Here is a 23,301-nt window from a genome sequence, read left to right as displayed (position 1 = left end):
GGAGGAAGCGTGCTGATGAAGCATGGAAAGCAGCGGGGACGGAAATGGTTTTCGTGGCTTCCCCTGTCATTGTTGCTTCTTTTAAGCGGTTGTAGCGAAAATATAGTAGTTTTGAATCCGAAAGGACCTGTTGCGAAAGAACAGTATGATTTAATTATGTGGTCGATTGGCTTCATGTTATTCATTATTGTTGTCGTGTTTGCATTGTTTGCGGTTGTGCTCATCCGCTACCGCGAAAAACCGGAAAATGCCGATTATGTGCCACCGGATGAAGAGGGGAATACGCTGTTGGAAATCGTATGGACGGCGATTCCGATTATCATTGTCGCTGCATTGGCGATTCCAACGGTGAAGTCGACATTTGCGCTCGAAAAACCGCCCCGTCATGATGTCAAGCCATTGACGATTCATGTGACGGCGGCAAACTGGAAATGGATTTTCAGCTACCCAGAGCAAAATATTGAAACGGTGAATTATGTCAATATTCCAGAAGATGTTCCAGTAAAGTTTAAACTGACATCTGCTGGCCCGATGAACTCGTTTTGGGTGCCGGAGTTAGGCGGACAAAAATATGCGATGGACGGTATGGAAACGCAATTAATTTTGCAAGCCGACCATCCGGGTTCTTACATGGGGCGAAGCGCGAATTTCTCTGGAAAACAATTTGCCCATATGGAATTTGAAGTCGTCGCGCAAAAACAAGACGAGTTCGATAAATGGGTTAAAGAAGTGCAACAAACGGCGCCAAAGCTAAATAAAGAAAAATACGCAGAAATTTTAGAACCTGGGTTAGTCGGACGGATGACGTTTTCGAATACGCATCTGGAATGGGTAGATCATGCGAAACAAAACAGCCACCATGTAAATGATGAAAAAAATAACAATCGCCATGAGGGCATGGAAAGCGATCACCACGAACATTAATGGCGGGAAAGGAGGAACCGTATATGAAATGGAGCGAATTTTTCGTTACTGGCGAGCCGCTCATTTACGCGGCGGATGTCGCGATTGTGTTGACCATTATTGGCATTGTTTTTGTGTTGACGTATTTTAAAAAATGGAAATGGCTGTGGGACGAATGGTTAACGACGGTAGACCATAAAAAAATTGGAATCATGTACATTATTTGCGCCGTGCTCATGTTGTTCCGCGGCGGCGTGGACGCGCTGTTGATGCGGGCGCAGCTAACGGTGCCGAACATGAAATTTCTCGACGCGCAGCATTACAACGAAATTTTTACCACGCACGGTACGATTATGATTTTATTTATGGCGATGCCGTTTCTGATCGGATTAATGAACATTGTCGTACCGCTGCAAATCGGGGCGCGCGATGTCGCGTTTCCTTATTTAAATGCGCTAAGCTTCTGGCTTTTTTTCTTCGGCGCACTGCTGTTTAATATTTCGTTTGTTATCGGCGGTTCCCCGGATGCCGGCTGGACGGCGTATTTCCCGCTTGCCAGCAATGAATTTAGCCCGGGCGTCGGAAACAACTATTACGCGGTCGCCTTGCAAATTTCCGGGATTGGAACGCTGATGACCGGAATAAACTTTTTGGTGACGATTTTAAAAATGCGGGCGCCGGGCATGACGCTGATGCGCATGCCGATGTTTACATGGACGGTTTTAATTACAAGCGTGCTGATTATTTTCGCATTTCCGGTGTTTACGGTCGCGTTGGCGTTAATGACGTTTGACCGGTTGTTTGACACGCAATTTTTCTCGATGGCCAACGGCGGCATGTCCATGCTTTGGGCGAACTTGTTCTGGATTTGGGGACATCCGGAAGTGTATATCGTCATTTTGCCGTCTTTCGGGATTTTCTCCGAAATTGTCAGTACATTTGCCCGCAAACGCCTATTTGGTTATAAAGCGATGGTCGGTTCGATCGTTGGTATCGCCTTTTTAAGCTTTATCGTCTGGGTGCACCACTTCTTTACGATGGGCGCTGGCCCGGCGGTGAACTCGTTCTTCTCGATAACAACGATGGCGATTGCGATTCCGACTGGAGTTAAAGTGTTCAACTGGCTATTTACGCTTCGCAAAGGGAAAATTCGTTTTACAACGGCGATGCTTTGGTCGCTGGCGTTTATTCCGAACTTCGTCATCGGCGGGGTTACTGGCGTCATGCTCGCGATGGCAGCGGCAGATTACCAATATCATAACAGTTATTTCTTAATTGCCCATTTCCATTACGTGTTAATTGCCGGAACGGTGTTTGCTTGTTTTGCCGGGATTCATTACTGGTATCCGAAAATGTTCGGCCATCTGTTAAACGAACGTTTAGGAAAATGGGCGTTCTGGCTCTTTATGATCGGATTTAACATTTGCTTCTTCCCGATGTATTTCTTAGGGTTAATGGGAATGACGCGACGCATGTACACATACGCTGCTGGGCTTGGCTGGACGCCGCTCAATGTTGTCGCGACGGTTGGTGCGGCATTAATGGGAATCGGCTTTATCGTATTTTGCTATAACATTTATTACAGCGCGCGTTACGGAGAGCGCGACATGACCGGGGACCCGTGGGACGGCCGCACGTTAGAGTGGGCGACAGCTTCGCCGCCGGTGCATTACAATTTCCCAGTTGTGCCGGAAGTAACGGATTTGGACGCTTATTGGGCTATGAAGAAAAACGGCAATGGGTATGAGGTAAAAGAAGAACAGCTAGAACCAATTCATATGCCAAGCAACTCTGGCCGCCCGTTCTTGATTTCCATCGCGTTTTTCTTCGCGGGATTTGGTCTTGTCTTTAAATGGTTTACGCTGGCGATTATCGCTGCGATCTTCATTATTCTTGGGCTGATTCTCCGCTCGTTTGATGATGATGACGGCTATTACATTAGCGTCGACGAAATCAAGCGCACGGAACGTTTGGCACGGAAGGGGGCGTAACGGATGGCAGAAGCAGCTCACCGCTATGATGAAACGATGCCGCTCGAGTATCGGACGCAAGAAAGCCGTTTAAATATTTTAGGATTTTGGATTTTCCTTGGCGCCGAGGTCGCGTTGTTTGCGACCTTGTTCGCCACATATCTTGTATTGTTCCAACGTACGGGAAGCGGCCCGACGGCGAAAGAGCTATTTGAAGTAAAAGACGTGCTGATCGAGACGTTGCTTCTTTTGACAAGCAGCTTTACATGTGGGCTAGCCGTTTTTGAAATGCGCCGCAACCGCCTTAGCGGTTTATTGACATGGCTGTTGGTGACGCTCCTTTTAGGCGCGGGATTTATTACGTTTGAAATTCGTGAATTTATTCATTACGTGCACGAAGGCGCGACGATGCAAACGAGCGCGTTTCTATCCAGCTTTTTCGTTCTTGTCGGAACGCACGGAGCGCACGTCAGCCTTGGAATTGGCTGGATGATTTTAATTATCATTCAGCTTTTGCAGCGCGGCTTGACGCCAAGAACTGCCCGCAAAGTGTTTATTGTCGGTTTGTACTGGCATTTTCTTGACGTCGTGTGGATTTTTATCTTTACACTAGTTTATTTGACCGGGATGGTGATCTAGGATGGGTGCAAACCATCACCATGAAACATTTCCTTGGAAACATGTCGTCGGATTTATTCTTTCGCTTTTATTAACGTTCGCGGCGCTATGGGTCGCGCTATCTTCCGGATTATCGACAGCAGCGGTCATCGGCATTATCGTTATTTTGGCGGTGATTCAAGCAAGTTTGCAGCTATTTATGTTTATGCACATGACGGAAAGCGACAGCGGCAAAATTCAAACGATCAATATGGCATATAGCTTTTTTATCGCTATCGTTGTTGTTGCCGGTTCGATTTGGACGATGTCATTCGTGTTGTAATGCAGAATCGCTGGCTCCTTTCTTACGCAGGGGAGCCAGCTTTTGTTGTATGAACAGCAATATAATGCGATGACGGGATGTATTCGTCTATCCACTTGCCGCCAAGCTACATAAGTTTTTTTTAAATAATTTGACAAAACCCGTTTGTGGTAAAAACGGATGAAATCCCGGAATTTGTGTTTTGTGGTAAAAACGGATGAAATCCCGGAATTTGTGTAAAGAAAATGGCAAAAAGCCTGTTTAGGCTTGTTTAGTGACCTAAGCCCATTGGACGAGAGAAATTAATTAATAAATGTCGATATATGAAATATTTTGTTAGAATAATTAGAAAAGAAAAAATTGTTATTGTTATAATAATAATTTTTCGTTATGATGGAATGGAAAGCAAGATAGCAAGGAAAGGAGAGAAAATGTTTTGGTATTTGTTTCTGTCGCGGTGTATATGATTGGCATGCTTTTAATAGGGTATTGGGCTTATAAGCGGACGTCGAACCTTTCCGAATATATGCTTGGGGGAAGGACGCTGGGGCCTGCCGTTACGGCGCTCAGCGCGGGAGCTTCCGATATGAGCGGATGGCTGTTGATGGGGCTTCCGGGAGCGATGTATGCGCAAGGGTTGAGCGCATCATGGATCGTTATTGGGCTTACGCTCGGAGCGTATGCGAACTGGCTATATGTTGCGCCTCGTTTGCGCGTGTATACGGAAGTGGCAAACGATTCCATAACGATTCCAGAATTTTTAGAAAATAGATTTGGCGATACGTCGAAGCTGCTTCGGTTGATTTCTGGTTTCGTTATTATGATTTTCTTTACATTTTACGTATCTTCCGGTCTTGTATCCGGAGCCGTGCTGTTTCAAAACTCGTTTGGCACAAGTTATCATACCGGATTATGGATTGTCGCCGGTGTTGTTGTTGCGTATACATTGTTTGGGGGATTTTTGGCCGTTAGTTGGACCGATTTTGTGCAAGGAACGATCATGTTTCTCGCTTTGCTTCTTGTTCCGGCCGTAACGCTTTTCCATACGGGCGGGGTAGGAGACACGGTGGCAACAATTCGGAGCATTGATCCGAATTTATTGGATTTATGGAAAGGAACGAGTTTTCTTGGCATTATTTCTTTATTCGCGTGGGGACTCGGTTATTTCGGGCAGCCGCATATTATCGTCCGCTTTATGGCGATTTCTTCTGTCAAGGAGATGAAAAGCGCCCGCCGCATTGGAATGGGTTGGATGGTTTTTTCGGTGGTTGGCGCCATGTTAACAGGACTGTTTGGGATCGCTTACTTTTCACAGCGCGGCGCTAAGCTGGATGACCCGGAAACGGTATTTATTCAACTTGGGGAAATTTTATTTCATCCGCTCATTACCGGCTTTTTGCTTTCGGCGATTTTAGCAGCGATTATGAGCACGATTTCTTCACAGCTTCTTGTGACGTCCAGTTCCTTGACGGAAGATTTATATAAAGTATTATTTCGACGTTCAGCTTCCGATAAAGAGCTGGTTTTTGTCGGCCGCCTTGCCGTGTTCATCGTGGCGTTAGTGGCGTCTGCACTGGCATATACGAAAAATGATACGATTTTAAATTTAGTCGGTTATGCATGGGCGGGATTCGGTGCCTCGTTCGGTCCAGTCATTTTGTTAAGTTTGTTCTGGCGGCGCATGACGAAGTGGGGAGCGTTTGCCGGCATGGTTGCGGGAGCGACGACCGTGATTCTTTGGACGCAATCGGAATATTTGAAAAACTTGCTGTATGAGATGATTCCGGGCTTTGCCGCAAGCTTGCTCGCAATTGTTGTTGTTAGCTTGTTGACAAAAGCGCCGGAAGAAAAAACCGTTAGACAGTTTGATCAATTTAAAGCATCGCTATGAAGAAAAAACCCGAGCAAGCAAAATGATGCTCGAGTTTTATATTGATTTTGGATTTGCTTATTTCCAGTCCGGATACAAGTCGGTGCGGCGGTCGCGCCATGTTGTCACAGCACCTTTTTCGCGCACTTTATACAACAGCGACAAGTCAAGGTCAGCGGTGACAACCATGTCGTCGTTGATTTCCCCTTCGACTAAAATGCCGCGCGGCGGGAACGGAATGTCGTTTGGTGTAATGACCGCTGCTTGGCCGAAGTTAGCGCGCATGAAGTCGACGGTCGGCAGCGAACCGACTGTGCCTGTCGTGACGACATACACTTGGTTTTCGACGGCGCGCGCGTGGCAGCAATAACGAACGCGGTGGAATCCGTGGCGGTCATCGGTGCATGACGGGCAAAAGATGACGTCTGCCCCTTTGGCGCGCACGATGCGGACGATTTCCGGAAACTCAATGTCATAGCACGTCAACAGCGCGACCGTTCCTTTTTCCGTTTCGAACACATCGACGCTTTCCCCTGGAGCAATGCCCCATTCTTTTACTTCCGTCGGGGTGATATGCAGCTTTGCTTGTTGGTGGATTTGTCCGTCTGGTGTAAATAAATGAGCGGCATTATATAATTTTCCGTTTTTGCGAATGACATGGGTGCCGCCGATTAAGTACATGCCCGTTTGCTTCGCTAATGAAGTGAATAGCTCGCAATACGGTTCTGTATAATTTGGCAAGTCATTGATGGTTGCGGCTTTCCCCGAATCGGTTGGAATCGATAACAGCTGGGTTGTCATAAATTCGGGAAATAGGACGAATTCTGCTTCAAACTCTTGCGCGGTTTTGACGTAATGGGTTACTTGGTCGGCAAACTGCTGGAACGAATCAATGGTATGAAGATGATATTGAACGGCAGATACTCTCAATCGCTTCACACATCCTTCTTTCATAGTCGTTTTGCCTTTTAGGTTATGAATAATGCTTAAAGTCAAAAAATATCCATCTTTTATTAAATATGATTCTTCGTTAAGCGATATTCCGTTTAACAGGGTGTAACCCCACTCCCTTGATTCCATTCGCAAAGGCGTTTTGGAGATACTTTCTTAACTTGTGGTGCTAGATAAAGATCAATGGATATAAAAATAAGCCCTTGCATGGAAAATTCCCTATAAAATGAAAGTGCCACTTAACATGGAAAGGAGAAGTTCCTTGCAAGAGCATTTTTCATTTTACAACAGATAAAGCCAAAATTCAAAGACAATACGCCGTCATTTCATCCATTGTAACCCTATATCGAAATACTGTTGAAATGCCGCATCAGCGCTTATTGAAGCGAACGGATAAGGTCATCATTGCCATCCATATTATCATGTTAATGATGCGATGCAAAAAAATAGGCAGGAGGTGCCTCCTGCCTTATTGTTGTTTGGCCAGGCGGTACGCGGCATGGTTTGTCGGTCCGACGTATTCGTTAAGCGGGAAGGAATGGCGGATGGCTTCTGTAATGAACGCTTTCGCCGTTGCGATCGCTTCTTTTACCGGTTTTCCTTTTGCAAGTTCCGCGGTGATCGCAGCCGAGAACGTGCAGCCTGCGCCATGTGTATATGTTGTCTCAATGCGGTCGGATTCCAACAGTTCGAACGTTTTTCCGTCGTATAGGACGTCAACCGCTTTTTCATGCGGAATTTTGCGTCCGCCTTTTACAATCACATATTTTGCGCCAAGCTCATGGATTCTTCCCGCCGCTTCCTTCATGTCTTCTACCGTTTGGATCCGGTTCAGTCCGCTTAATTGCGCCGCTTCGAATAAGTTTGGTGTCACCACTGTCGCTTTCGGCACGAGCACTTCGCGATAGCATACGGTATTTTCTGGATGAAGCGGTTCGTCGGCCCCTTTGCATACCATCACTGGGTCGATGACGACGTTGGTTAATTGATGTTTTTCAATCGTTTTTGCGGCAAGTTCGATGATATCTGTCGTCGGAAGCATGCCTGTTTTCATGGCATGCACCCCGACGCCGACGATAATCGTTTCGAGCTGCGCTTCGATTGTGGAGAGATCGACCGGAAATACTTGATGGAACCAGTTGTTATGCGGATCCATCGCCACGATGGTGGTAATGGCTGTCATTCCATATACGCCAAGTTCTTGGAACGTTTTTAAGTCTGCTTGGAGGCCGGCGCCGCCGCTGCTGTCGGAACCGGCGATCGTTAATGCTTTATAAATCGTCATAAACAATTCCCCCTTAAAATAACTAAAATATGTATGTATTATTTCATCATAGCACAAATAAATTGGATAAGGTAGCAATAAATTTTGCTAATGTTGATCATGGATGTGATACGCAAAAACGCAAATACCGGTACTGCGTATGATGCGCAGCACCGGTATTTGCTCAGTTCGATGTCAATTGTTTTCCTAACGCTTCTTCAACCGGGACATAGTTGTATCCAAGGTCGCGCGCGACTGCTTCATAAGTGATTTCGCCGTTTGCGACATTGACGCCGAGCTTTAGCGCTGGGTTGTCCAAAATTGCTTGCTGAACGCCTTTGTTGGCGATTTGCAAGGCGTATGGAATCGTTACGTTCGTTAACGCGAGCGTCGACGTTCTTGGCACCGCCCCAGGCATGTTGGCGACTGCGTAGTGAACGACACCGTGTTTGACATATGTCGGGTTATCGTGTGTCGTGACGTGGTCGCTTGTCTCGACGATGCCGCCTTGGTCAATCGCGACATCGACAATGACAGAACCTGGTTTCATCGCTTTGACCATTTCTTCTGTCACGAGTTTAGGCGCTTTAGCGCCAGGAATTAAAACGGCACCGATCACAAGATCCGACTCTGCGACCGCTTGAGCGATGTTCATTGGATTTGACATTAATGTCGTAATTTGATGGCCGAAAATGTCGTCTAGCTCGCGCAGACGGTCTGCGTTTAAATCGATGATCGTTACATCTGCACCTAATCCGACTGCGACTTTTGCCGCGTTCGTTCCGACGGTGCCGCCGCCGATGATCGTCACTTTGCCGCGGCTCACTCCTGGAACGCCGCCGAGAAGAATTCCTTTTCCGCCTTTCGGCTTTTCTAAAAATTGCGCGCCGATTTGCGCTGCCATGCGTCCTGCTACTTCGCTCATCGGTGTAAGAAGCGGAAGCGTGCGGCCGACTTGCACGGTTTCATATGCGATCGCGGTCACGCCTTTTTCTTTAAGCGCGCGCGTCAATTCCGGTTCCGCGGCAAGGTGCAAGTAGGTGAATAAAATGAGCCCGGGCCGGAAATAGCCGTATTCGCTTGGCAACGGCTCTTTTACTTTCATGATCATATCTGCTTTTTCCCATATGTCTTGTGCTTGCTCAATGATTTGCGCGCCAGCGCTTGCGTAATCTTCGTTTGTGAAACCGCTTCCAATGCCTGCATCCTTTTCCACTAATACCGTATGCCCTGATTGAACGAACGACATCACGCCCGCCGGAGTGATGGCGACGCGGTTTTCGTTATTTTTTGTTTCTTTTGGTATACCAATAATCATCAATGAAATCCTCCCTTAATTGTAGCCTTAATTATAGTATAAACAGTTGCAATGTTTTTTTCTTTGTTAAGAAAAAAAAAATAAACGCTATCATTTTGTGGATTTCCACAAATTAATGTAGTGCTTCGTATTTGGCAAGTTTAATATCGATATATAGTTTTACCTTTTGATTGATATCATGCAAGTCAATTTCGCCAATTTCGGCAATGCGTTTCAGCCGATAAGCGAGCGTGTTTGGATGAATGTTTAACGCTTTCGCCGTTTCATTGACATTGCAGTCGCAGTCGAAAAAAATTTCAAACGTTTCGACTAAATCGGTATGGTGTTTTTCGTCATATGATTGCAGTTTACGCAAAGCCGAGTTAACAAACTCCCCTTGTTGTTTTTTCTGCAACAATAGGTCAAAAAATTGGTAAATGCCTAATTGTTCATATCCATGAACACGGTTGAGTTGCGCTGGAAATTTTTCTTTCATTTTCAGCACCGTTAAAGCTTGTTTGTAGCTTTTTTCGATGCATGTATACGTTTCGTATATGCCGCCGAAGCCGCTTTGAATGCTGTTAATGTGGAATCGCTCTTTCATTTTCGTCGCGAATGATTCGATGAAGGAGTTAAACTCTTGCAACGGCTGATTCGTCGTTTTCGGCGCCGCCAATAAAATGACGTCGCTCTGGTCTGTCGTATACAGAAGCAGTTGAATTTGCTGAGTTGTTTGCAGCAAATAAGAAATTTGTTTTTCAATTTCTCTTGTAATTTTGGTGGCGAAACGAAAAACGATGACGGAAAATAACGGAGAGGATGGAATTTGCATCACTTTGAAGCTTTCTTTAATTTCTTCCTCCGTCGTCATGTGCCCTGTCAGCAGCTTCCAAAAAAATTCTTGTACTCGTTCTTCTTTTTTATTTTTTCGCATATGCAGCTGTAATACTTTATTTTTCGCCGCTTTCGCCGCTTTTTTCAGCAACTCCATATCCTCTTTCGATAGCGCTCGGCCCGTTTCTAGCGCCCAAATGAATCCGATCACTTCGTCGTTTTTCCAAATCGAGACCGCGACGCGGCTGCCGAGGCCGACTTCGGAAATGGACGCGACGCGGACAGGGTCGCGGCTGCTTAATAGAGCGGGGATCGCCCCCTGTTTCCATAAGCTGTTAATCACTTTTTCCGGTACGCGACGGCTGATAATCGTCGCGGTCCGCGCCGGGTCGGTATAGTCGTCGTGGGCGCTATAGGCGATGAGACGATGATTAGCGTCTTCAATCGTAATCGGGCATTGCAAAAGGTCACTGATGCGGTCGGCGAATTCTTCAAGGCTGTCGAAATTGCCACGGAAAGGGTCATCGTAATGTGTCATGTTTGTCCCTCGTTTCGTCACATGAAATGGATGGGAAAGCGTAAGCAGTCGTTTGTTTTTATTGTAGCGGTTAACGAAAAATTTGTGAATGAAACGGTTTTTGGTGGAGGTGGCCGGCACAGGGCAGGAATTTTAGCAAAATTTATCGAATTACATGTGCGGACTAGTCGCCAAGGCGGCGCGAACGTTCGGTTCCAATTGCTCTAAAGCTTTTTTGGGAGATCCGGAAATAGGGGGAGAAATCGATATGAAACAATTGGAAATAGCTGTTATTCCCGGGGATGGAATCGGCAAAGAAGTCGTGCCGGCCGCTTTAGACGTGCTGCGCACAATCGCCGAGGTGCACGGCGGTCTGCAATTTACGTTCGTCGAATTTCCTTGGAGCTGCGATTACTATATTGAACATGGAAAAATGATGCCAGATGACGGTTTGCAAATTTTGCAAGGATTTGCTGCGATTTTTTTAGGGGCTGTCGGGAACCCGAAATTAGTGCCGGACCATATTTCGCTTTGGGGATTGCTATTAAAAATTCGCCGCGAGTTTGAGCAGGTGATTAACATCCGCCCAGCGAAATTTTTCCGCGGGCTGCAATCGCCATTGGCGAATCCGAACGATTTTGACTTCATTGTCGTCCGCGAAAACAGCGAAGGGGAATATAGCGAAATCGGCGGGCGGATTCATCGGGGCGACGACGAAATTGCCATCCAAAACGCGGTGTTTACCCGCAAAGGAATGGAGCGGGCGATGCGCTATGCGTTCGAATTGGCGAAAAAACGGAAAGGGCATGTGACGAGTGCTACGAAATCAAACGGCATTTTCCATACGATGCCGTTTTGGGATGAGGTGTTCGCGCAAGTAAAGCAAGATTATCCAGAAGTTCAAACCGACTCGTACCACATCGATGCGCTCGCTGCGTTTTTTGTAACGAAACCGCATTTATTTGATGTTGTCGTCGCTAGCAATTTATTCGGCGACATTCTTACCGACTTGGGCGGAGCCATCATGGGTAGCATCGGTATTGCCCCGGCGGCGAACATCAATTTGAACGGAAAGTATCCGTCGATGTTTGAGCCTGTCCATGGTTCCGCTCCGGATATTTACGGGAAAGGAATCGCCAACCCGATCGGTCAAATTTGGACGGCGAAACTGATGCTTGATCATTTTGGCGAAGACGAATTAGGCAGCGTGTTATTAAAAACGATCGAAGATGTGACGGCAGACGGCATAAAAACTCCTGACATCGGTGGAAAAGCGACTACTCGTGAAGTGACGGACGAGATTTGCCGCCGCTTAAGACAATTGGCATAGACGAACATGTGAGATCATGGACTTGATTATCGTTATTCTTTGACAAATCCCTCAATTCCATTTACCCTAAATATGAAAAAGCGATAATGCGGGATTGTGACTGCGGATGCAGGCAAGGCCTAAGACGAGTCGATCGTGGCGTTTTAGGTCTTTTTTTTCGGTAGATTAAGTTGAAACAAAGAAGAAAGGATGAGCAACATGTTTTTTAAAAAATGGTTTGGCAAAAAAGAAAAAACGACTCATGAAGATGTCGTCGCGCCGTTAACGGGGATTGTGAAGCCGCTCGAGGAAGTTCCGGATCCTGTTTTTTCCGAAAAAATGATGGGAGACGGCATCGCGATTGAACCGGCAGACGGGGAAGTCGTCTCGCCTGTCAACGGAGAAGTCGTGCAAGTATTCCCGACAAAACACGCGGTCGGATTGCGTTCGGAAGCAGGGGTGGAACTGCTCATTCACGTTGGCTTAGAAACGGTTTCGATGAATGGCGAAGGATTTACGGCGCATGTAGCGGCCGGAGACCGCGTCAAAGTCGGCCAGCGTTTATTAACGGTTGATTTGGATCTTGTCAAGCAAAAAGCAAAAAGCACGATCACGCCGATTATCGTGACAAACGGAGATGTTGTGGCAAGCTTGCAAAAAACGTCAGAAACGAAAGCGACAAAAGGAGAAACGGCCATTTTCCGCATTGACATCAACGCGTAATGGTGATGAAGTCACAAAAATTGCCTAATGAATGAAAGTGTTTTATCAAATTGGATGATGGGCGAAACAATGGATGAAAGAGCGGCTCGGCATCGAAATTTTTGGTGATGGAGTGGCGCTTGCCTGGTTTGCCGCGATAGAGGTGAGTAAAAATGAAACCGGAAAAAGAACAAAAGCATATGCCGAGATAGAAAAATATCGAGACACGGCAGAAACAACTATTATCGTCTTCATATCACTTGATGAAATTGGACATTGGAACATGGAGTTTGTAACGCCGCGCACGCCATCGGTTGCGGCGTTATTTTTTTTGCTAAAATAAGGGAAAATGAAATTAAAAAAATGGGGGATCGAAATGAAATGGCAGACGCCGCAACAATTGAAACAATTGCTTTGTCGTTTAGTTGAATATCCAAGCATCAGCGGGACGGAAGCGGAAATATCGCTTGCGAAATTTATCGCAGAACAGCTGCGCGCCATTGATTATTTCCGGGAAAATAACGAGTTTGTGCAATTGCATCCGACAGGAGACGGGCGTTATTTTGTTACCGCGCTTGTGAAAAAAGCGGAACAAGTGCGCGATACGGTCATTCTCATCAGCCATTTTGATGTGGTCGATGTGCAAGATTACGGAGTGTGGAAGGACATTGCATTTTCGCCAGAGGAGCTGACGAGACGGTTTTACGAGCAAAAACAGCAGCTGCCCTCTGACGTGCGAGCCGATCTCGAAAGTGGAGAATGGCTGTTTGGCCGCGGCGTGATGGATATGAAATGCGGGCTTGCTCTCCATATGTCGCTAATTGAGCAAGCGTGCCACGGAACGTTTGCCGGGAATTTACTGCTTCTTACCGTTCCGGATGAGGAAGCAAATTCAGTCGGGATGCGCGCTGCTGCGCCAGCGCTCGCAGAAATGGCAGAGAAATATAAGTTAACCTATCGGCTTGTCATCAATTCTGAACCGATGTTTGCGCGCTACCCAGGGGATAAAACGAATTACATTTACACCGGCTCGATCGGGAAAGCGCTGCCGGGCTTTTATTGTTACGGAAAAGAAACGCACGTCGGCGAGCCGTTCGCGGGGTTAAATGCTAATTTTATGGTGGCGCAAATTGCAAGGGAACTAGAGCTAAACACCGATTTTTGCGAAGAGTTTGCCGGGGAAGTCAGCCCACCGCCGACAAATTTATTGCAGACGGATTTAAAAGAAGAATATTCTGTGCAAATACCGCATCGCGCTGTGGCGCTATTTAATTTATTTTTACAACAAAAACCGCTCGATGACGTGACAAACTCGTTAATCGCGGTTGCAAAACGGGTGGCGAAGCGCATTGAGGAGCATTATGACAGTGAGGCGTCCCGTTTTGCGAAACTCGAAAAATCGGTGCCGAAACCGCTGTCGATAAACGTATTTACTTTTGCGGAATTAAGAAAGAAAGCGGTGGACATGTTTGGATCCAAAAAAGTCGAACAAATTGAAGCAAGCGTTTTATCGATGGAAGCGGCGAAGGACGACCGGGAGAAAACGATCGCGCTAGTCGACCGGCTTGCTATGCTTTGTAAAGATTTCGCACCGATGATTGTTCTGTTTTATGCGCCTCCGTATTACCCGGCTGTCAGCGCCGACAGCGATCCGCTTGTTCAGCGACTTGTTGCGAAGCTGCAAAAATACGCGCAAGAAAAACATGGCATTTCTCTTGTGCGGCAACATTATTTCCCTGGAATTTCTGATTTAAGCTACGTCGGCTTGCAGCAATCTTCCGCTTCTCTACAAACGTTTACCGAAAATATGCCGATATGGGATTGCGGCTATCGGTTGCCGCTTGATGCGCTGACAAAATTGAATGTGCCGATGCTCAATGTCGGTCCGATCGGACGCGACGCCCACCAATGGACGGAACGCCTTAACGTTCGATTTGCGTTTAAGGAGCTAAAAGAGTGGCTGGAATATACAATCAACGAAGTATTTACAGAGTAAGGAAAGAGCATAGTGGCGAGAGGATAGGCAGGTAAATATGCCTATCTTTTTTTACGGATAAAGATAGATAAATGAAAAAGAAATAGTTCATTTATCATCAATAACGGAGAGGTTTTTATATCTTTACATAAGATTATATCTTATATTAAGATATATTATTAGATAGGAGGGGAACGGATGCAGATCGATGACATTATCGAAATGATTAATGAGCAATGGACTGATATTTATTACTTATTACATTATGTTCATGAAGATAATATTACACACCAGGCGATCCGTTTGTTACAGTACATTGAAAAAAACAAGGAAGCAACGATTGGAGATTTAGCAAAACATTTGGCTGTCTCTCATAATACTGCTTCAGAACATATAAAAAGACTAATGAAAAAAGGGTTGGTTACGAAAAGAAGAAGCAGTGTAGATGAGAGAAGAGTGTTAGTTGTATTAACCGAGGAAGGGAGACGAGTATTATATCGGCATACCCGATTAGACAAAGACAAACTAAAAGAAATTTTTAAACAAATGGATCAATCTGATATAGAACTTATACAAAAGGCATTTACCATTCTTAGTGAAGGAGCGAGAAAATGTTTGCGCTAGTTAAAGTCGTTGTTTCCGCTATTGTGATTGGTGGCGTAACAGAAGTGGCTCGGAGATACCCGGCCTTTGGAGGCATCATCGCGGCATTGCCGTTAGTCAGTTTGTTGAGTTTATTCTGGTTATATTTTCAGGGAGAAGAGATGCAAATGTTGAGTAAATTTATTGACGGAGTGTTATGGGGATTCCCGGCGACCGCCTTTTTATTGCTGGTTATCGGCTTATGTTTAAAAGCTTCTTTTCCATTCATTTTATCCATCGCGCTAGGGATAGGCGGTTGGGGAATATTTATTATGATGCAAAACATTCTATTCAAAAATATGTAAATGTAAAATTCATGTGGCAATACACCATCTTCTATTGAATCATTGAGCCAAACCTCCTATAATGATGGAAGAAGGTGTCTTTACACTTGTAAAATAGGAGGATTGACATGAGTCAACAAATGGTTTCGCAACGGAAGCTGTTGGGGGTCGCCGGGCTTGGCTGGATGTTTGACGCGATGGATGTTGGCATGCTGTCGTTTATTATCGCGGCATTGCAAAAAGATTGGGGTTTAAGCACCGAGCAGATGGGATGGATCGGCAGCGTCAATTCGATCGGCATGGCAGCAGGCACGCTGTTATTCGGGTTGTTAGCTGACCGCATCGGCAGAAAAAACGTGTTTATTATCACACTATTATTATTCTCGGTGGGAAGCGGCCTGTCTGCCTTAACAACGACATTGGCGGCGTTTTTGGTTTTGCGCTTTCTCATAGGAATGGGTTTAGGCGGCGAACTGCCGGTCGCTTCGACGCTTGTGTCAGAAAGCGTGCCGGCGCAAGAACGCGGGAAAATCGTGGTGCTGCTCGAAAGTTTTTGGGCTTTCGGATGGTTGTTATCCGCCTTCATCTCGTATTTCATTATTCCGACATATGGCTGGCAAACAGCGCTATGGCTCGCGACGATTCCGGCGTTATACGCCCTGTATTTGCGATGGGGGCTGCCTGATTCGCCAAGGTTTACAAGCGCGCATAAAGAAAAAACGGTGTGGGACAACATCGTCAAAGTTTGGTCATCTTCTTACCGGAAAGAAACGTTCATGCTTTGGGTGCTTTGGTTTTGCGTCGTATTTTCCTACTACGGCATGTTTTTGTGGCTGCCAAGCGTGATGGTCATGAAAGGATTTAGCTTGATTAAAAGTTTTGAATATGTCCTTATGATGACGCTGGCGCAGCTGCCCGGCTATTTTAGCGCTGCGTGGCTCATTGAACGGGTGGGGCGAAAATTTGTGCTCATCACCTATCTAATCGGTACGGCTGCGAGCGCTTATTTCTTTGGCAATGCCGATTCGCTTGCGCTGTTGATGGCTTCTGGAATTTTGCTGTCGTTTTTTAACCTTGGCGCATGGGGAGCGTTATATGCCTATACGCCGGAGCTTTACCCAACTTCGATTCGCGGCACGGGGGCCGGGATGGCGGCGGCGTTTGGGCGCATCGGCGGCGTTTTGGGCCCGCTTTTCGTCGGCTATTCTGTCGGCAATGGCCTCACCGTTACAACAATTTTTGCCATTTTTTGCGTTTCTATTTTCGTCGGTGTTCTCGCGGTATGGACACTAGGAAAAGAGACGAAACGGCGGGAATTGGCATAAATATTTGACAAAAACGAGAAGGAGCTATACCTTTAGGATAATTGCTCCTTCTTTTTTATGTATGCAAGAGAGGCGGTGAGTGAATCACTTGAATAATTCTTTTGTATCTGTTGTCATTCCGACATACAATCGCCCGTACCCGCTCGCGGAATTATTGGAATCGCTGAACAGGCAGACATACCGCCATTTTGAAGTGGTCGTTGTCAATGATGGAGGCGAGCGCGTTGACGACGTTGTCGCGTTATATCCGGAGCTCGATGTTCATCTTATTCACTGCCGCGACAATGTCGGACATGTCGAGGCGAGAAATATCGGCGTCAAAGCGGCAAAAGGGGAACTTATTATGCTTTGCGACGATGACGATTTGTTGCTTCCTTGCCATATGGAGCAAATGGTTGCGGAAATTAGCGATGCCGATTTCGTTTATTCGGACGTAGAAATTTTTCATTATCGGACTGAAAACGGGCAGCGTATCCCGACAGCCCGCTTTTTATTCGCTTATGAATATGACCGGGAAGCGATGCGGAAATTTTCTACATATGTTCCGTCTGGAAGTTTATATCGCAAATCGATTCACGATCATCTCGGCTATTTTGATCCAGATGTTCACCATTATTGGGATTGGGACTTTTTTTTGCGCGTGTCCGGGTCGTTTCGCGTCAAGCGCGTCGCGACAGCGAGCGTGTTATACGCTTTTTCCGACGACGGGGACAACTTGTCGCGGCAGATGGACGGCAAGCGGCGAATGTATTTAAACAGGTTAAGTGAAAAGCACGGGCTTGGAGATTTGCCGATGAAAAACTTCTGGCTATTGCTTGATGAACCGGAAGTGAAAAAGCGAAGAGCAAAAAGCAAGATTGTTTGGGATGGGGCGCCGATGATATCGAGACTGTGGCGTTTGAAGCACCATCTGTAAAAAATGTTTTCAAGCATTGACGAGCGTTTTTCAATTTTGCTATTATAGTTAGCAAAATAGAATATGGCGTAACGATGATGGATCGATAGTAGTTAACCCTCTCTTCCGTAGCGAGCCGGGGACGGTGGAAGCCCGGTGAAGATGGTTAATGAAACGGCAGTCCGGAGTTGCTTTTCCAAAAAGAGGATGTGCTAGTCGCATCAACTAGGGTGGAACCGCGGGAGCCACGCTCTCGTCCCTAGGCGTAAGGCCTAGTGGCGAGAGCGTTTTTATCTGTCATGAAAACGGTAAAGGAGGAAGCAGTCATGTCAGTGACAATGGAGCAAATCGTTGCCCACGCCAAACATCGCGGCTTTGTGTTTCCAGGCTCAGAAATTTACGGCGGCTTGGCAAACACATGGGATTACGGCCCGCTGGGAACGGAATTAAAAAACAACATTAAGCGGGCATGGTGGAAAAAGTTCGTTCAAGAATCGCCTTATAACGTCGGCTTGGACGCGGCGATTTTAATGAATCCAAAAACGTGGGAAGCGTCTGGCCATTTAGGCAATTTCAATGATCCAATGATTGACTGTAAGCAATGTAAAGCACGCCATCGCGCGGACAAGCTGATCGAAAGCGCGCTAGAAGAAAAGGGAATCGAAATGGTCGTCGATGGTCTTCCGTTTGAAAAAATGGAAGAACTTATTAAAGAGCATAACATCGCTTGCCCGGAATGCGGAAGCCATGATTTTACGAATGTTCGGCAATTTAACTTAATGTTTAAAACGTATCAAGGGGTAACGGAATCAAGCGCGAACGAAATTTATCTCCGTCCGGAAACGGCGCAAGGCATTTTCGTGAATTTTAAAAACGTTCAGCGTACGATGCGGAAAAAGCTGCCGTTTGGCATCGCGCAGATCGGAAAAAGCTTCCGCAACGAAATTACGCCGGGAAACTTTACGTTCCGCACCCGCGAATTCGAACAAATGGAGCTGGAGTTTTTCTGCAAGCCCGGCGAGGAATTGAAATGGTTTGATTACTGGAAGCAGTTTTGCAAGCAGTGGCTGTTGTCATTGGGCATGAAGGAGGAAAACATCCGCCTCCGCGACCATACGAAAGAAGAATTGTCGCACTACAGCAACGCCACAACCGATATCGAATACAAATTCCCGTTCGGCTGGGGCGAGCTATGGGGCATTGCCTCACGTACAGATTACGATTTAAAACAACATATGGAATATTCTGGCGAAGATTTCCGATATATCGATCAAGAAACAAACGAACGTTACATCCCTTATTGCATTGAGCCATCCCTTGGCGCAGACCGCGTGACGCTTGCGTTCATGATTGACGCCTACGACGAAGAAGAGCTGGAAGATGGCACGACGCGGACGGTGATGCGCCTGCATCCGGCGCTTGCTCCTTATAAAGCCGCCGTATTTCCGTTATCGAAAAAATTGGCGGAAAAAGCGCGCAGCATTTTTGAGGATTTGTCGAAACATTTTATGGTCGATTACGATGAGTCCGGTTCGATCGGCAAACGTTATCGCCGCCAAGATGAAATCGGCACGCCGTTCTGTATTACGTACGATTTTGATTCTGAACAAGACGGCATGGTGACGGTGCGCGACCGCGACACAATGGAACAAGTACGAATTCCGATTTCTCAGTTAAAAAGCTTTTTAGAGGAAAAAGTTCAATTTTAGCCGGTGGAAAGAAGAGCGCCTTTCATTAGATAAGGCGCTCTTTAAATTTTGTGGTATGAAAAACCGGAAAACGCCGATAATGTCAATGGAGCAACATATCTTGATAAGAAAGGGCACATGCGGATCTTCTCTCGTTTTAACAATGCAAGGAAAAGACTGATTCCCTTGTTGCTGACGTACGTAAAAATTTTTTCGATTGCCGATGGTTGTTTTCGCGATCAAGTCTTGATTATTGTGTAAAATTTCGCTCCCGGTCCGGCGAATTGAGATTTTAGAAAAATTAAACTAATTTTGCTGTTTCTTTTTACACAAAATTCCCGGACTTCACCGTTTTCTCTTTGTTCCCGATATGTTGTGCTTTTTTGCGATTTTCCGTAATAATAGAAATAGGTTGTGAAGTTTATCGTTTCCATCGGGAAAAGTACTTTAAAGCAAAATTTACAAATGACATACCTGTGTCTTACAATATTGAAACGAAAAAGGAGAAGCGAGATGCGGACATGGAAACGGCGAGCGAAGGAGCTAAAACGAGAATTATTTGTTTTGTATTTGGCGTATAAAGACCCTCGGGTTTCTCGGTTGTTGCGGTTGTTTACGCTATGTGTTGTCGCTTATGCCTTCAGTCCGATTGATCTTATTCCCGACTTTATCCCGGTTTTAGGGTATCTCGATGATTTGGTTCTTGTTCCTCTCGGCATTTATCTCGCTTTGAGATGGATGCCGAATGAGGTCATCGATGAGTATCGCGCCCAAGCGGCGGACTTGGCGAAGAAAGAAAAGCCAAAAAATTGGCTTGTGGGCGGGTTGATCATTTTTTTGTATCTAGCGCTGTTCGTTTGGCTGCTTCAATTTTTCGTTGAACGGTTTATATATTGAAATTGGTTGTGATACATTAATGGTGAATAAACGAAAGGGAGTTTTGGCTATGGCGATTTTAAAAAACGACTGGGCTCCACTGCTCGAAGAAGAGTTTCGCAAGCCGTATTACATAAAACTGCGTGAATTTTTGAAAGAAGAATATCGCACGAGAACGATTTACCCGGATATGTATGATATTTTTAATGCGCTTCATTATACGCCGTATGCGCAAGTGAAAGTCGTTATTTTAGGGCAAGATCCGTATCACGGGCCGGGACAGGCCCACGGATTGAGCTTTTCCGTCAAACCGGGTGTTCCGTTGCCGCCGTCACTAGTCAATATTTTTAAAGAGCTTCATGACGATCTAGGCTGCTACATTCCGAACAACGGCTATTTAGTAAAGTGGGCAAAGCAAGGAGTGTTATTGTTAAACACGGTATTAACCGTACGGCGCGGGCAAGCGAATTCACATAAAGGAAAAGGATGGGAATTTTTCACTAACCGCGTGATTGAGCTTGTGAATGAAAAACAAGATCCTGTTGTTTTTCTGTTATGGGGGCGGCACGCGCAAGCAAAAAAAGAGTTAATTACCAATCCGCATCATTACATTATCGAAGCGCCGCATCCAAGCCCGTTTTCCGCTGCGCGCGGCTTTTTTGGCCATCGCCCTTTTTCGCGAACAAATGCCTTTTTGCAAAAAGTGGGGCGCGAGCCGATCGATTGGCAGATTGAAAATATTTAATGAGGAGGCTTCTTTGTCAGAGCCAGAAAACGCTGCGCGAGGTAGCCCCATTTTGTTTTCCGCCCTCTTTTTTAAAGCTATGAAATGAGGGAAGCGAGCGGGAAAAATGATGGCGCCAAAAGTTCAGGGAAATTTTTATGCAGATAGGAGTGAAGGTGTTGAATATACCGATTGTTGCCATTTTAACGAAAATGGAAGAACAGCTGCGGCAAGCAAAAACCGCTGCCAGCCAGCAACGTTTGCGCGAGCACGTCGCTGCCGTCCGGGCTTTGTGTGATTTAGTGCTGGAAAAAGAGGAAGAAAAGGAAACGACGGTCGCTTCTTCCGTTGTTGTGGCGCCGCTTTCCATCCCACAAGGGAAAAGCGAGCGAATCGACATTGGAGATGATGCGAACGGACCATCATTGTTCGATTTTTAAGTGCGATTTTTTCATAAATGGTCAATACACAAAGGTGACCGTAGATCGTTTTGTTTTTCCCTTTGTCAATAACCGATGCAGATGAAGTGAAATTTGCTCATCATCGTTACAAAGTGTAGGTAAACAGCGATTTTGCCGGGGATAAGGCATTGTTTTGCCCAAAAAAAGAAATGGTGGATATGGAAAGTTTTTTCATAATCAAGAATGTGGCGGCAAAAGCGGATAGCGAATGCTATGACCGATCGCGACGCGGCGAGAAAAGTAAAACTAGTGTTAAAGATGATTTGCAACGACGATGCTGTTCCCTTTCTTGATGAAGCCAAAGAATTGTGTAAAAAGACACGGCACAAAGCGGTTATAAATTCACTGGACTGATAGTCTCCCCCCTTTTGAAGCAGAGGGGTTTTTCATTTATTCGGAAATACGTTATCATAGTGATGGAAAATTGTTCATGAGGGGACGGAGGTAAATGAAAACGTTTGTGCTTCTTGGAGCGATTAATGCATTTTTATCTGTGGCGCTCGGGGCATTCGGAGCGCATGGGTTAGAAGGAAAAATTCCAGGCCATTACTTGGAAATATGGAAAACGGGCGTGCAATATCAAATGTTTCACGCGCTCGGCTTGTTGGTCGTTGGGCTATTGCTCGGTAAGTTTCCAAATGCTGGACTATTGACAACGGCTGGGTGGATTATGTTTATTGGCATTGTGCTGTTTTCCGGAAGCTTGTATGTATTAAGCGTGACGCAGATCAAGCCGCTCGGGATGATCACGCCGTTTGGCGGAGTTGCGTTTTTAGTTGCGTGGACGCTAATCGGATACGCGGCGGTGAAAGCATTGTAATGGGGCAGGCAAACGTCTGCCCCGTGCAACTTTGTTTGCGCGCAACGGTTTTTCCGGAAGCTTTATCGTGGAGAATAGGTGCTTAATCCCGCAGTCGCGCCGGCAAACGGATATTCGTAGGCAATTTCCCCTTCAAACACGATGTAATCAAGGTAAATCATCGGCAATAAGTAGCGCATTCCCGTTTGCGGGTCGCTTAAAATCAAATGGTCACGACCGGCCGCTTCGATGACGCCGCGGAATATTTTCGCATTCCATTCCCGGTTGTTTTCGAACGTCATATATACGGTAACCCTTTTTCCTTTGTTAAGGCGCAAAATGTTTTCAATGTATGATTGTTCAATCGGAAGCATGCCGGGGATAGACGGCTGGCTTGCCGTTGTCGGTGTTTGCGCCGCGGAAGAAGGCGCTTGTGTGCCAAATGCAGGAACTGGCGCCATCATTGGTTGCTGGTAATATGGATAAGCGGTCGGATAGTATGCTTGCGGGTACATGTATCCATATAGATACGGATAATAAGGTTGTTGTTGACGTTCATCCTCCAAGGGGTTAAACGTATTTTCGTATGAATTAGCGGACATAAGGGAGAAACCTCCTTCATGAAAATTTAATATACTCTTGGGCAATCACTCCGTGTCGGTGCATAAAAACAGTGCGATTTATAACGGCCGGCGTTCCATTGATTGAACCATTGCGGTGGGCAATCCGCTTCCCCTGGAGGTTTAAAAAACCAGAGCGCGTAGGTGGCCGGATGGTATCGCCAGCCGCGAATCACTTGGCGGGCTAACTGAATGTCGGTGTCTCTTGCTCTTTGGTAGAAATAGCCCTTTTGTACCGCCTCGAATCCACCCGGGCTTTGAAACACCATTTGGCGGATCGTGCGCAAGCCCCGAAAGTCAAGGCAATTGGCGATGACGCGGTTTACGCCAACGTTTCCGACCATTAACATGCCAAGTCTTCCGTCGCCCTCTGCTTCTGCCCGCATCAGCCTCGCCAACAATTTCACGTCTTCATCTGTGCATGCCACAACAGCCATATTGTCACCTCAACTATCTTTTTCTCAACAATATTAGGC

24 protein-coding genes are annotated in these 23,301 nt (G+C 46.2%); 18 read left to right on the top strand and 6 right to left on the bottom strand.

Annotated elements, in window-relative coordinates; all coding sequences use genetic code 11:
* Positions 1 to 15: 15 nt before the first annotated feature.
* From qoxA to putP, 5 genes are all read left to right on the top strand, one after another.
* Positions 16 to 924 (top strand): cytochrome aa3 quinol oxidase subunit II, encoded by a 909-nt coding sequence (gene qoxA / locus MWM02_RS19020; RefSeq protein WP_244402693.1) that lies wholly within the window; start codon positions 16 to 18, stop codon positions 922 to 924.
* 23 nt (positions 925 to 947) lie between these two features.
* Positions 948 to 2,894, top strand: coding sequence for a cytochrome aa3 quinol oxidase subunit I (gene qoxB / locus MWM02_RS19015; protein WP_064552863.1), 1,947 nt, complete (start codon positions 948 to 950; stop codon positions 2,892 to 2,894).
* A gap of 3 nt (positions 2,895 to 2,897) precedes the next feature.
* Positions 2,898 to 3,512, top strand: coding sequence for a cytochrome aa3 quinol oxidase subunit III (gene qoxC, locus MWM02_RS19010; protein ID WP_244402692.1), 615 nt, complete (start codon positions 2,898 to 2,900; stop codon positions 3,510 to 3,512).
* Position 3,513: 1 nt separating this feature from the next.
* Positions 3,514 to 3,813, top strand: a complete 300-nt coding sequence (gene qoxD / locus MWM02_RS19005) for a cytochrome aa3 quinol oxidase subunit IV (protein ID WP_244402691.1) — start codon at positions 3,514 to 3,516, stop codon at positions 3,811 to 3,813.
* Positions 3,814 to 4,228: 415 nt separating this feature from the next.
* Positions 4,229 to 5,683, top strand: coding sequence for a sodium/proline symporter PutP (putP, locus tag MWM02_RS19000; RefSeq protein ID WP_244402690.1), 1,455 nt, complete (start codon positions 4,229 to 4,231; stop codon positions 5,681 to 5,683).
* 57 nt (positions 5,684 to 5,740) lie between these two features.
* Here the strand turns inward: putP and MWM02_RS18995 are convergent, their stop codons facing one another.
* The 4 genes from MWM02_RS18995 to MWM02_RS18980 all read right to left on the bottom strand — a co-directional run bounded on the left by MWM02_RS18995 (position 5,741) and on the right by MWM02_RS18980 (position 10,546).
* Positions 5,741 to 6,616, bottom strand: coding sequence for a carbon-nitrogen hydrolase family protein (locus MWM02_RS18995; protein ID WP_244402689.1), 876 nt, complete (start codon positions 6,614 to 6,616; stop codon positions 5,741 to 5,743).
* A 466-nt stretch (positions 6,617 to 7,082) separates the two neighbouring features.
* Positions 7,083 to 7,898 (bottom strand): pyridoxine/pyridoxal/pyridoxamine kinase, encoded by an 816-nt coding sequence (gene pdxK, locus MWM02_RS18990; RefSeq protein WP_064552857.1) that lies wholly within the window; start codon positions 7,896 to 7,898, stop codon positions 7,083 to 7,085.
* Between the two features lie 163 nt (positions 7,899 to 8,061).
* Positions 8,062 to 9,195 (bottom strand): alanine dehydrogenase, encoded by a 1,134-nt coding sequence (gene ald, locus MWM02_RS18985; protein ID WP_064552856.1) that lies wholly within the window; start codon positions 9,193 to 9,195, stop codon positions 8,062 to 8,064.
* Positions 9,196 to 9,307: 112 nt separating this feature from the next.
* The gene (locus MWM02_RS18980) at positions 9,308 to 10,546 is read right to left on the bottom strand and encodes a PucR family transcriptional regulator (protein WP_244402688.1); all 1,239 of its coding nucleotides are present in this window, start codon (positions 10,544 to 10,546) and stop codon (positions 9,308 to 9,310) included.
* A gap of 241 nt (positions 10,547 to 10,787) precedes the next feature.
* Between MWM02_RS18980 and MWM02_RS18975 the strand changes: the two genes are divergently transcribed.
* The 13 genes from MWM02_RS18975 (at position 10,788) to MWM02_RS18915 (ending at position 22,226) form a co-directional block, all read left to right on the top strand.
* Entirely contained in the window at positions 10,788 to 11,855 is a 1,068-nt protein-coding gene (locus MWM02_RS18975) for a tartrate dehydrogenase (RefSeq protein WP_244403653.1), read from the top strand.
* Between the two features lie 198 nt (positions 11,856 to 12,053).
* Positions 12,054 to 12,557: a PTS sugar transporter subunit IIA gene (locus MWM02_RS18970; RefSeq protein WP_244402687.1), complete on the top strand. Its 504-nt coding sequence runs from the start codon at positions 12,054 to 12,056 to the stop codon at positions 12,555 to 12,557.
* 73 nt (positions 12,558 to 12,630) lie between these two features.
* Positions 12,631 to 12,879, top strand: a complete 249-nt coding sequence (locus MWM02_RS18965) for a hypothetical protein (protein WP_244402686.1) — start codon at positions 12,631 to 12,633, stop codon at positions 12,877 to 12,879.
* A 33-nt stretch (positions 12,880 to 12,912) separates the two neighbouring features.
* Entirely contained in the window at positions 12,913 to 14,532 is a 1,620-nt protein-coding gene (locus MWM02_RS18960) for a M20/M25/M40 family metallo-hydrolase (protein ID WP_244402685.1), read from the top strand.
* Positions 14,533 to 14,709: 177 nt separating this feature from the next.
* Positions 14,710 to 15,135: a MarR family winged helix-turn-helix transcriptional regulator gene (locus tag MWM02_RS18955; protein WP_064552848.1), complete on the top strand. Its 426-nt coding sequence runs from the start codon at positions 14,710 to 14,712 to the stop codon at positions 15,133 to 15,135.
* Positions 15,123 to 15,458, top strand: coding sequence for a DUF3147 family protein (locus MWM02_RS18950; RefSeq protein ID WP_064552847.1), 336 nt, complete (start codon positions 15,123 to 15,125; stop codon positions 15,456 to 15,458). Before MWM02_RS18955 ends, MWM02_RS18950 begins: the two co-directional genes overlap by 13 nt.
* A gap of 107 nt (positions 15,459 to 15,565) precedes the next feature.
* Entirely contained in the window at positions 15,566 to 16,762 is a 1,197-nt protein-coding gene (locus MWM02_RS18945) for an MFS transporter (protein ID WP_244402684.1), read from the top strand.
* Positions 16,763 to 16,841: 79 nt separating this feature from the next.
* A complete protein-coding gene (locus tag MWM02_RS18940) occupies positions 16,842 to 17,678 on the top strand; it encodes a glycosyltransferase family 2 protein (RefSeq protein ID WP_064552845.1) in 837 nt (278 codons plus the stop codon).
* 305 nt (positions 17,679 to 17,983) lie between these two features.
* Positions 17,984 to 19,366, top strand: coding sequence for a glycine--tRNA ligase (locus MWM02_RS18935; RefSeq protein WP_244402683.1), 1,383 nt, complete (start codon positions 17,984 to 17,986; stop codon positions 19,364 to 19,366).
* 492 nt (positions 19,367 to 19,858) lie between these two features.
* Positions 19,859 to 20,242, top strand: a complete 384-nt coding sequence (locus tag MWM02_RS18930) for a YkvA family protein (RefSeq protein WP_064552843.1) — start codon at positions 19,859 to 19,861, stop codon at positions 20,240 to 20,242.
* 49 nt (positions 20,243 to 20,291) lie between these two features.
* The gene (locus MWM02_RS18925) at positions 20,292 to 20,966 is read left to right on the top strand and encodes a uracil-DNA glycosylase (protein WP_064552842.1); all 675 of its coding nucleotides are present in this window, start codon (positions 20,292 to 20,294) and stop codon (positions 20,964 to 20,966) included.
* A gap of 155 nt (positions 20,967 to 21,121) precedes the next feature.
* Positions 21,122 to 21,385, top strand: coding sequence for a YwdI family protein (locus MWM02_RS18920; RefSeq protein ID WP_244403652.1), 264 nt, complete (start codon positions 21,122 to 21,124; stop codon positions 21,383 to 21,385).
* A gap of 469 nt (positions 21,386 to 21,854) precedes the next feature.
* Positions 21,855 to 22,226 (top strand): DUF423 domain-containing protein, encoded by a 372-nt coding sequence (locus tag MWM02_RS18915; protein ID WP_244402682.1) that lies wholly within the window; start codon positions 21,855 to 21,857, stop codon positions 22,224 to 22,226.
* Positions 22,227 to 22,288: 62 nt separating this feature from the next.
* Here the strand turns inward: MWM02_RS18915 and gerQ are convergent, their stop codons facing one another.
* Both gerQ and MWM02_RS18905 read right to left on the bottom strand, forming a co-directional pair.
* Positions 22,289 to 22,807, bottom strand: a complete 519-nt coding sequence (gene gerQ, locus MWM02_RS18910; protein ID WP_064552839.1) for a spore coat protein GerQ — start codon at positions 22,805 to 22,807, stop codon at positions 22,289 to 22,291.
* A gap of 26 nt (positions 22,808 to 22,833) precedes the next feature.
* The gene (locus MWM02_RS18905; RefSeq protein WP_064552838.1) at positions 22,834 to 23,262 is read right to left on the bottom strand and encodes a cell wall hydrolase; all 429 of its coding nucleotides are present in this window, start codon (positions 23,260 to 23,262) and stop codon (positions 22,834 to 22,836) included.
* Positions 23,263 to 23,301 lie beyond the last annotated feature (39 nt).

The sequence above is a fragment of the Parageobacillus sp. KH3-4 genome (genome assembly GCF_022846435.1).
Taxonomy (GTDB): Bacteria; Bacillota; Bacilli; order Bacillales; family Anoxybacillaceae; genus Parageobacillus; species Parageobacillus thermoglucosidasius_A.
The sequence above is the reverse complement of the archived record's forward strand: the minus strand, read 5'-3'. Positions and strand labels throughout refer to the sequence as shown.